This is a genomic window from Streptosporangium sp. NPDC000095 (genome assembly GCF_042899335.1).
GTDB lineage: Bacteria > Actinomycetota > Actinomycetes > Streptosporangiales > Streptosporangiaceae > Streptosporangium.
The window spans coordinates 1-8,876 of sequence record NZ_JBIAZS010000039.1; the positions used below are offsets into that span (position 1 = coordinate 1).

Below are 8,876 nucleotides of genomic sequence, written 5' to 3' on the forward strand. Positions count from 1 at the left end.
GTCAGGTAGTGGCCGCGCATCCGGGCGAACAGGTCCAGGCTCCAGAGCATCCGGGCGTGCGCGGCCCCGCTCGCCTTCGCCGCGATCGCACCGGCGTGGGTGACGGGCTCCCAGATGACCAGGTCGGGTTTCCAGTGCCGGCAGAAGTCGGTGAGCTCCACGATCATCGGGTCGTTCACCACCCGGCACCACCACGGCACGAACTTCCCGCCGTAGCCGTCCTTCAGATACTTCCAGGTGAGCTTCTCCGGCCGCTCCTCCGCCAGGTCGAAGAAGGAGGACTCCCGCTCCTCGGAGGCGGCGCCTTCGGAAACGGCGTCCCTGGAGGCGGCGTCCCTCTCCTTCGTCGTGCTCACCAGCCGGTGCAGGATGTGGTCCTTGCCGACGGGCACCGCGGTGAGGCCGGCGCCGGTGATGACGTCGGTGAGCTCCGGCTGGCTCGCCACCCGCACCTCGTGACCGGCGTTGCGCAACGCCCACGCCAGCGGCACCATCCCCAGGAAATGGGTCTTCTCCGCGTACGCCGTGAAAAGAACGCGCATGACCTCTCCTAACCGTTCTTCACGGCTCCCAGGGCCTGGGCGCTCAGATAGTCGACGGCGTCGATGTAGGTGTAGGGCTGCATGAAGCCACCCGCGCGCACGTCGCGGTAGAGCCGCGCCAGTGGGTGGGAGGCCGAGAAGGAGGCGCCGCCGATCAGGCTCTGGGCGTCGAAGACGACGGCGGGCGCCAGCTGGTTGACGATCAGCTTCGCGCACTGGAACGGCGTCATCATGGCCGGTCCGCGCTCCCGGGGGTCGCCCGTGTCGTCGTAGGAGAGCCGGTCGGCGCGCGCCAGGGCCGCCGCGACCGTCGACCTCATCGTGAAGAGCCGCGCGTCCATCTCCGCCACCAGCGTCCGCGCGGCCGCCGCCCCCGCGGCTCCCCTGCGGATGAGGGTCGAGACCGCGATGTCGCGCGCCGACTGGGCGATGCCGGTGTAGATCCCCAGCATGGTGATCGAGCTCACCGTCTGCCCCGCGAGCATCGCGAGGTCCTGCTCACCCGCGGGCCCGCGCAGGACCACGTCCTCCGGGGGGATGACGCAGTCGTCGAACACGATGTCGACGCTCCCGGAGGCCCGCATCCCCAGGCCGTCCCAGTTGTCCAGTACGCGAAGCCCCGGGCAGTTCCTGGAGAGCACCGCCATCCCCGACTGGGGACGCTGTCCGGGGACGCGCGTCTGCGCGTACACCGCGAAGTCCGTGGCGATGGGCGCCATGCTCACCAGGGTCTTGCCGCCCGACAGCAGCCAGCCGCCGTCGGCCGTCTGCGTCAGCGTGGTCGGACGCCGGTCGCGGGGGATGTCCTTCACCCCCGTGGAAACGACCGCCTCGCCGGAGCCCATGCCGCGCAGCAGCCGCTCGGCCAGCGTCCGCGCGAGCGCCGGTCCCGTCCGCCACTCGTAGGTCAGCGTCAGCGCCCGGCTGAGCTGCATGTGCAAGGCGAGCGCCGTCGAGGCGTCCGCCTCGGCGACCCTCAGCAACGCCAGAGAGACGTCGTGCAGACGATCGACCCCCAGGCCGCCGAGCGCGCAGGGCACCGTGGCGCCGAGAACCCCGCTCCTTCGCAGGTCCTCGAAGATGTCACGCGGGAAGGTGCCGCTGCGGTCGTTGTCCGGGGCCGCGGCGGCGATCGCCGGTAGGTGCGTCTCGACGAGGCCGATCAGGTCGCGGCCCTCGGGGGTGATCGGCTCGCGGAGCTCTCCCGGCATCACGGCGTTCTCGGTGTGCACTGTCATCAGCCCATCCCGCTTCCCTGCGTTCGCACGTCGGCCCGCTGCCGCCGCATGCACCATAAACGACTTTTCCGCCAGCCGCCTAAGAAATCAACCGGGAAATTATGCACGATCCGGGAAATGGCATTCCATGGGCATTGGGGACGGCCGGAGAATAGCTTGACCCACCGATCACCCGGAACTAGCATCTGTCCCGCTGGCGAGACGGACCCGCCGCTTTGAAGCAGGGGATGACAGTCACCCGGCCGGCTCGAACAATACCCCGGGTAATCCCATTCAGCCGCAACGCCGAGTTGAAGGTGGAAGAACGTGCTCTTTCCCCACACCAAGACCAGAAGGACGCTGCTGCGCCATGCCAATCCTCCGGAGGGCGTCACGGCGCACGACCTTCTCCTGAAGGCCGAGCTGAACGACCTGCCCTCGGCGGAGGTGTTCGGCGCGCTGTACTCCAAAGAGGTGTCCGCGCAGTTCATCGTGGAGCGGCGGGACACCGACAGGGTCGTGGGATACGTCTCGTTCCACCATCTCGACCTCTCGGGACAGCATGTGCGGGCGAGCTTCTTCACCGATCCCGCCGCGGCCGGCAACGGGGTCGGCGCGGAGGTCATCCTGATGACCGTCAACTACGCCTTCGCCATGTGGAACGTCAGAAAGATATATTTCTGGACCACCGAGACGGATTTCGCGGCTTTCCGTACGGCCTTCAACTCCGCCTACAAAGAGGCGACTCTCCCCGAGCATCTTTACGATCGCGGAGCGCTGCGAGACGTGCATATCTACGCCGTCTACCGCGAGCAGTGGGAGGAGCACGGCACCGAGCTCCTCAATAAGCTCGCGCAGGGGCCGGGCGAACGCCGGGAGGCGGCATCCACCGCGTCCACGGTATCCACCGTATCCGCAGTGTCCACCGATTCCGCCGAGGCATCCGAAGGAGAAAAGAGTTGACCGAGATGTTCGTTTCCGACCAGAAGAAGGAAGTGCGCGAGCAGATCGAGCGCGAGGCGCTGAAGATCGTTCTGTTCAGCTCCTCCGAGCTCGCCATTCCCGAGCTGACCGACCTGGGGGAGATCCCCGAGCCCAGCGATCTGGGCAACCTCGACTCCTTCTCCATCATCCTCCTCATCCTCGCCCTGGAGGACACCTACGGCGTCCCGCTCCTGGACGACATGGCCGGTTTCACCGGGAGAAACTTCGACGACCTGGCGGACTTCGTCATCGAACGTCTCCCTCCGCGCGCCGACGGCCAGAAGTAGCGCCCACGGGCGGGACAAGCACGGTGAGCGGGGAAAACGGCCTTGACCTGGCCTCCGTCACTCATCTGTCAGGGCGTCTAGATCTTGTCTAGAACTCTCCCGTGGCGCCTAGGGCAAACTCTCAGCCATCGACGACCCGCCGGGGCGAAAGGGCGTGACAGATGTGACAGGCGTCAACGGTTACCCAAGTCTTGCGACCACACATCACGGGCAGGCCAGACCGGCCGGCAACGCGCGGATGGCGCTCGACGCACCGGGCATGACCAGGAGAACGGCTCTCTCACTGCCCCCCGGTATGTCGCTGACCGCCTGGAGCCGCCTTGGCCGCCAGATCTTCATCATCTCCGACTCCTCCGCCTGGTGGCTGGGAGACTGGCTGATCTACGGCCAGGCGCACTATCCCGACCGCTACAAGCGGGCGATCGCCGAGACCTCCCTCGACTACCAGACGCTGCGGAACTACGCCTGGGTGGCCCGGCAGTTCAGTCTTTCCAGGCGGCGCGACAAGCTGAGCTTCCAGCACCACGCGGAGGTGGCCAGCCTGCCGGAGCCCGACCAGGAGATCTGGCTCAACCGGGCGGAGAAGGGCAGCTGGTCGAGGAACGAGCTGCGGCGGCGTATCAAGGCGGAACGCAACGGCGGCACCGCCGACGAGGTCACCCACATTCAGATGAACATCATCGCGGAGCAGAAGAAACGCTGGCAGGAGGCCGCGGAGAGCACCGAGCAGGATCTGCTCGTCTGGATGGTCTCCAACCTGGACCGCGCCGCGCTCGCGGCGCTGGAGTCGAGGAAGGCCGGCGCGCTCCCCCAGTCCGCCTGACCACGGGGCGGCGAAGCCTCAACGAGCGGACGGAGAAGACAGCTTGGACCCCGATCACGGCGCGTCGCCACAGGACGTCATCGAGACCGCCGTCACCACCCCTCGGGGATCGGAACGCCTCCGTCTCCGCTACCTGCCCGACAGCGTCGGCCGCTTCGCCAGGACCTCGGGCTCCTCCCCCGCCGTCACCTTCGTCGAGTACGGCATGCGCCGCGACACCGGCCGCAGGGAGAAGAGCTCGCGGACGATGAGTTACGCCGAGCTCGACGAGCGGGCCCGCGCGGTGGCCGCGGTCCTCCAGCGGCGGTGCGAGCCCGGCGATCGGGTGGCGGTGCTCTGTCCCCACGAGCCGGCGTACGTGGTGGCGTTCCTCGCCTGCCTGTACGCCGGTCTCGTGGCGGTGCCGCTCTACGCGCCCGAGGCGCTGCGCAGCAACGAGCGCCTGCGATCGGTGATGGGGGACTGCGAACCGCGGTGCGTGCTCACCACCTCCGCGGTTCACCCGTCCGTCCAGCGGCTGCTGGAGGGGATGGAGCGCCCGCCCGAGCATCTGGTCCGCGTCGACGAGGTTCCCGTGGCCGACGCAGCGCACTGGCGCAGGCCGGACATGCGGGCGGAGGCGGTGGCGTACCTGCAGTACACCTCCGGCTCAACCGGCACCCCGTCGGGCGTCCGCGTCACGCACGAGAACATGACCATCACCAACTACCAGATCAGGGCACACTGGCCGAGTTCGGTCGTCGCGTCGTGGGTGCCGTTCTTCCACGACTTCGGACTCGTCTGCGCGATCACCAACCCGCTGGGCGCGGGCGCGCACTCGGTCAACCTCAGCCCGATGGCCTTCGTGCAGGATCCGTACCGCTGGCTCCGCATGATCTCCGACTACCGGGCCGACTGGAGCGTCGCGCCGAGTTCCAGCCTCGCCCAGTGTGTGCGCCGGGTGGCCGTCGAGCGCAGGGGCGAGCTCGACCTCGGCTCGCTGCGGCTCCTCACGATCGCCGCGGAGCCGGTGTACGCCGAGTCGACCGAGGCGTTCATCTCGGCGTTCGCGGCCGGCGGCCTGGCGCCCACCGCCCCCGCCCCCTGCTACGGCCTGGCCGAGGCGACCCTTCCGGTGAGCGCGCCGCCGGTCGGCGAGGGCATGACCGACCGCTGCTTCGACCGCGCGGACCTGGCCGCCGGCATCGCCCGCGAGTGCCCGCCGGGCAGCCCGGGTACCGTGCGCGTCGTCTCCTGCGGGGTACCGAGCCTGGGGGTGTCGGTGCGGATCCGCGACGAGGAGGGCCTGACCTCGCTGCCGGAGGGGAGGGTCGGCGAGATCTGGGTGAGCGGGCCCAATGTGGCGGACGGTTACTGGAACCAGCCGGAGCGGTCGGCGGAGGTCTTCGCGAAGCACCTCGCCGAGACCGGCGGCGAGCTGCTTTCCGGCCCCTGGCTGCGGACGGGCGACCTCGGTTTCCTGTTCGGCGGCAACCTCCACGTGGTGGGCCGGGCCAAGGACATGATCATCATTCGCGGCCGGAACCACTACCCGGACGACATCGAGGCGACCGTTCAGGCCGTGCGAGACGTCGGCTCCGAGGGGGCGGCGGCCGCGTTCTCCAGCGAGGCCGAGGGCGAGGAACGACTCGTCGTCCTCGTCGAGGCCGGCCCCGCGCTCATGGCGGCCGAGCAGGACGACAGGGAGGCGGTCCTGCGCGTCCTGCGCCAGGAGATCACCCGCAACCACGGCCTGGCCGCGCACGACCTCGTCCTCGTACGGCGCGGCAGCCTGCCGCGGACGACCAGTGGAAAGATCCGCCGTGGTGCCTGCCGCGAGCAGTACCTCCGCGGGGAGTTCGACCACTGAGCCGAAGTGGCTTCCCTTCCGGAGGTGATGCGTGATCAGGCCCCTTTTCGTCTGGGACTATCTGCAGGAGTACGAGAACGAACGCGAGGACATCCTCGACGCCGTGGACACCGTGTTCCGCTCGGGCCAGCTCGTGCTCGGGCGCGGTGTGCGCGACTTCGAGGCGGCCTTCGCCGCCTACCACGGCGTCTCGCACTGTGTGGGCGTCGACAACGGGACGAACGCGATCGTGCTGGGGCTCCAGGCCCTGGGTGTCGGGCCGGGCGACGAGGTCATCACCGTGTCGAACACGGCGGCGCCCACGGTCGTGGCCATCGACGCCGTCGGCGCCACCCCGGTCTTCGTCGACGTGCACGAGGACACCTACCTGATGGACGTCGGGCAGGTGGAGGCGGCGATCACCGAGCGGACCCGCTGCCTGCTTCCCGTGCACCTGTACGGTCAGTGCGTCGACATGGCCCCGCTGCGGGAGATCGCCACCCGGCACGACCTGCTGATCCTGGAGGACTGCGCGCAGGCGCACGCGGCCCGCCATCACGGCAGGATCGCGGGTTCGATGGGCGAGGCGGCCGCGTTCTCCTTCTACCCGACCAAGGTGCTCGGGGCGTACGGCGACGGCGGGGCGACGATCACCTCCGACCCGGAGGTGGACGCGGCGCTGAGGCAGCTGCGCTACTACGGGATGAGGGAGCGCTACTACGTCGAGCGGACGCCCGGCCACAACAGCCGGCTCGACGAGGTGCACGCCGAGATCCTGCGCCGCAAGCTGACCAGGCTCGACGGCTACGTCGCCGCCCGCAGGGCCGTCGCGGCCCGGTACGCCGAGGCGCTGGCCGGCACCGACGTCGTCCTGCCCGCGGTCGCCCCCGGCAACGAGCACTCGTACTACGTCTACGTGGTCCGCCATCCGCGGCGCGACGACATCATCGAGGCGCTCAAGCCGTACGGCGTGTCGCTCAACATCAGCTACCCGTGGCCGGTGCACACGATGTCGGGGTTCGCGAAGTTCGGCTACCGGGCGGGGACGCTGCCCGTCACCGAGTCGGCGGCCGGGGAGATCTTCTCGCTGCCGATGTATCCGTCGCTGACCGAGGGCGACCAGACGAAGGTGGTCGAGTCGCTGCTCAAGGTGCTGGCGGCGCTGTGACGGGCGACCGGCCGGGCCGGCCGATGCGTGTGGTGTTCGTCACCTATGCCGAGAAGACTCATTTCCTGGGGATGGTGCCGCTGGCGTGGGCGTTGCGCAACGCCGGTCACGAGGTGCGGGTGGCGAGCCAGCCGGAGCTCAGCGACGTCATCACCGGCGCCGGCCTCACCGCGGTGCCCGTCGGCAAGGACCACATGCTGCACCGGCTGCTCACGCACGCCGAAAGCCTGGATCCCGACGGGCCGGCGCCGTTCGACATGGCGGAGAACCGGCCGGAGATGCTCACCTGGGAGTACCTCCGCCGGGGCTATCACGACGAGCTCGTGCCGTGGTGGTGGCGGGTGGCGAACGATCCGATGATCGTGGAGCTCACCGACTTCTGCCGGCACTGGAAACCCGATCTCGTCATCTGGGAGCCGGCCTCCTATGCCGGTGCGATCGCGGCGAAGGCGAGCGGGGCCGCGCACGCCCGGATGCTCTGGAGCCTGGACCTGTTCGCCCGGATGCGCGGCCACTACCTGACCGCCAGGCAGCGACACGCCCCCCACGAACCCGACGCGATGGCCCAGTGGCTCACCGCCCGCGCCGCCAAGGTCGGCACCACCTTCTCCGAAGACCTCACCAGCGGTCACTTCACGATCGACTACACCCCCACCTCACTACGCCTGGACCTGCCCCACACCTACCTGCCCCTGCGCTACATCCCCTACAACGGCACCGCCGTCATCCCCCCCTGGCTCCACACCCCACCCACCCGGCCCCGAATCTGCCTCACCCTCGGCACCTCCGCCACCGAACGCCTCGACGGCTACTCCGTCCCCGTCCAAGACATCCTCACCCACCTCGCCGACCTCGACCTCGAGATCATCGCCACCCTCCCCGAAAAACAACAGGCCGAACTCCACCACGTCCCCACCAACACCCGCCTCGTCTCCTTCGTCCCCCTGCACGCCCTCGCCCCCACCTGCTCCGCGGTGATCGACCATGGCGGACCCGGCACGGTGTTCACCATGGCCTCGCACGGCGTGCCGCAGCTCGTGCTCCCGAAGCTGTTCGACGAGCCGGTGCTGGGCGACCACCTGACCGGGCTGGGGGCGGGGCTGGTGGTGCGCGGTGGCGAGGCCACCGGAGCCCGGGTGCGCGAGGACCTGCTGCGCCTGCTCGGCGACCCCTCCTACACCCACGCCGCCGCACGGCTCCGCGAGGAGATGCACACCATGCCCACCCCCAACGACCTCGTCCCCGAACTGGAAAGACTCACCGCCCACCACCGCGGCGGCACGGGGACCGGCTGAGGCCACGAGGTCGGCCGCAGGAAGGAACACCATGCGCGTCCTGTTCACGACGTACGCCGAAAAAAGCCATTTCCTGGGGATGGTGCCGCTGGCGTGGGCGTTGCGCAACGCCGGTCACGAGGTGCGGGTGGCGAGCCAGCCGGAGCTCACCGACGTCATCACCGGCGCCGGCCTCACCGCGGTGCCCGTCGGCAGGGACCACAGTCTCGGCAGGGTGCTCCAGCACGCCAAGGACTCGGGCCAGGAGAAGGACTTCGACATGGCCGAGGACCGCCCCGAGATGCTCACCTGGGAGAAGATCAGGGAGGGCTACCAGGGGCACGTGCTGTGGTGGTGCCGGCTGGTGAACGATCCGATGATCGTGGACCTCACCGACTTCTGCCGGCACTGGAAGCCCGACCTGGTCATCTGGGAGCCGCTCAGCTACGCCGGTGCGATCGCGGCGAAGGCGAGCGGGGCCGCGCACGCCCGCTTCATGTGGGGGCTCGACCTGTTCGCCCGCATGCGCGGCCACTACCTGCGGGCGAGGCGCGAGCACGGAGGCCACCTGTCGGACGCGCTCGGGCAGTGGATGGGGCTGCACGCGAGGCGGGCGGGCGTGGCTTTCTCCGAGGACATGACGAGCGGTCACTTCACGATCGACTACACCCCCACCTCACTACGCCTGGACCTGCCCCACACCTACCTGCCCCTGCGCTACATCCCCTACAACGGCACCGCCGTCATCCCCCC

Annotated in this window: 7 protein-coding genes and 2 pseudogenes; 7 read left to right on the forward strand and 2 right to left on the reverse strand. The window is 69.3% G+C overall.

What is annotated here, in order from left to right; translation table 11 throughout:
• Both ACFY3V_RS39545 and ACFY3V_RS39550 read right to left on the reverse strand, forming a co-directional pair.
• Positions 1-542, reverse strand: a pseudogene (locus ACFY3V_RS39545) (hypothetical protein); the annotation flags it as partial.
• Positions 543-550: 8 nt separating this feature from the next.
• Positions 551-1,780 carry an acyl-CoA dehydrogenase family protein gene (locus ACFY3V_RS39550; RefSeq protein WP_350950397.1) on the reverse strand — a complete coding sequence of 410 codons (1,230 nt, stop codon included), beginning with the start codon at positions 1,778-1,780 and terminating at the stop codon, positions 551-553.
• 306 nt (positions 1,781-2,086) lie between these two features.
• Between ACFY3V_RS39550 and ACFY3V_RS39555 the strand changes: the two genes are divergently transcribed.
• The 7 genes and pseudogenes from ACFY3V_RS39555 to ACFY3V_RS39585 all read left to right on the forward strand — a co-directional run.
• The gene (locus ACFY3V_RS39555; RefSeq protein ID WP_362907611.1) at positions 2,087-2,722 is read left to right on the forward strand and encodes a GNAT family protein; all 636 of its coding nucleotides are present in this window, start codon (positions 2,087-2,089) and stop codon (positions 2,720-2,722) included.
• 5 nt (positions 2,723-2,727) lie between these two features.
• Positions 2,728-3,030, forward strand: coding sequence for a hypothetical protein (locus tag ACFY3V_RS39560; protein WP_362770330.1), 303 nt, complete (start codon positions 2,728-2,730; stop codon positions 3,028-3,030).
• Positions 3,031-3,289: 259 nt separating this feature from the next.
• Positions 3,290-3,853, forward strand: a complete 564-nt coding sequence (locus ACFY3V_RS39565) for an LmbU family transcriptional regulator (protein ID WP_362522351.1) — start codon at positions 3,290-3,292, stop codon at positions 3,851-3,853.
• Between the two features lie 43 nt (positions 3,854-3,896).
• A complete protein-coding gene (locus tag ACFY3V_RS39570; protein WP_389780450.1) occupies positions 3,897-5,702 on the forward strand; it encodes a fatty acyl-AMP ligase in 1,806 nt (601 codons plus the stop codon).
• 31 nt (positions 5,703-5,733) lie between these two features.
• A complete protein-coding gene (locus tag ACFY3V_RS39575) occupies positions 5,734-6,849 on the forward strand; it encodes a DegT/DnrJ/EryC1/StrS family aminotransferase (RefSeq protein ID WP_362907607.1) in 1,116 nt (371 codons plus the stop codon).
• Positions 6,850-6,872: 23 nt separating this feature from the next.
• Positions 6,873-8,144, forward strand: coding sequence for an activator-dependent family glycosyltransferase (locus ACFY3V_RS39580; RefSeq protein WP_389780452.1), 1,272 nt, complete (start codon positions 6,873-6,875; stop codon positions 8,142-8,144).
• Positions 8,145-8,175: 31 nt separating this feature from the next.
• Positions 8,176-8,876 (forward strand): annotated as a pseudogene (locus tag ACFY3V_RS39585) (hypothetical protein); the annotation flags it as partial.

Bases quoted from the DNA above. Each gene is read 5' to 3' on its own strand.
- ACFY3V_RS39550 (WP_350950397.1), bottom strand. From the start codon at position 1,780: ATGACAGTGCACACCGAGAACGCCGTGATGCCGGGAGAGCTCCGCGAG.
- ACFY3V_RS39560 (WP_362770330.1), top strand. From the start codon at position 2,728: ATGTTCGTTTCCGACCAGAAGAAGGAAGTGCGCGAGCAGATCGAGCGC.
- ACFY3V_RS39565 (WP_362522351.1), top strand. From the start codon at position 3,290: ATGACCAGGAGAACGGCTCTCTCACTGCCCCCCGGTATGTCGCTGACC.
- ACFY3V_RS39580 (WP_389780452.1), top strand. From the start codon at position 6,873: ATGCGTGTGGTGTTCGTCACCTATGCCGAGAAGACTCATTTCCTGGGG.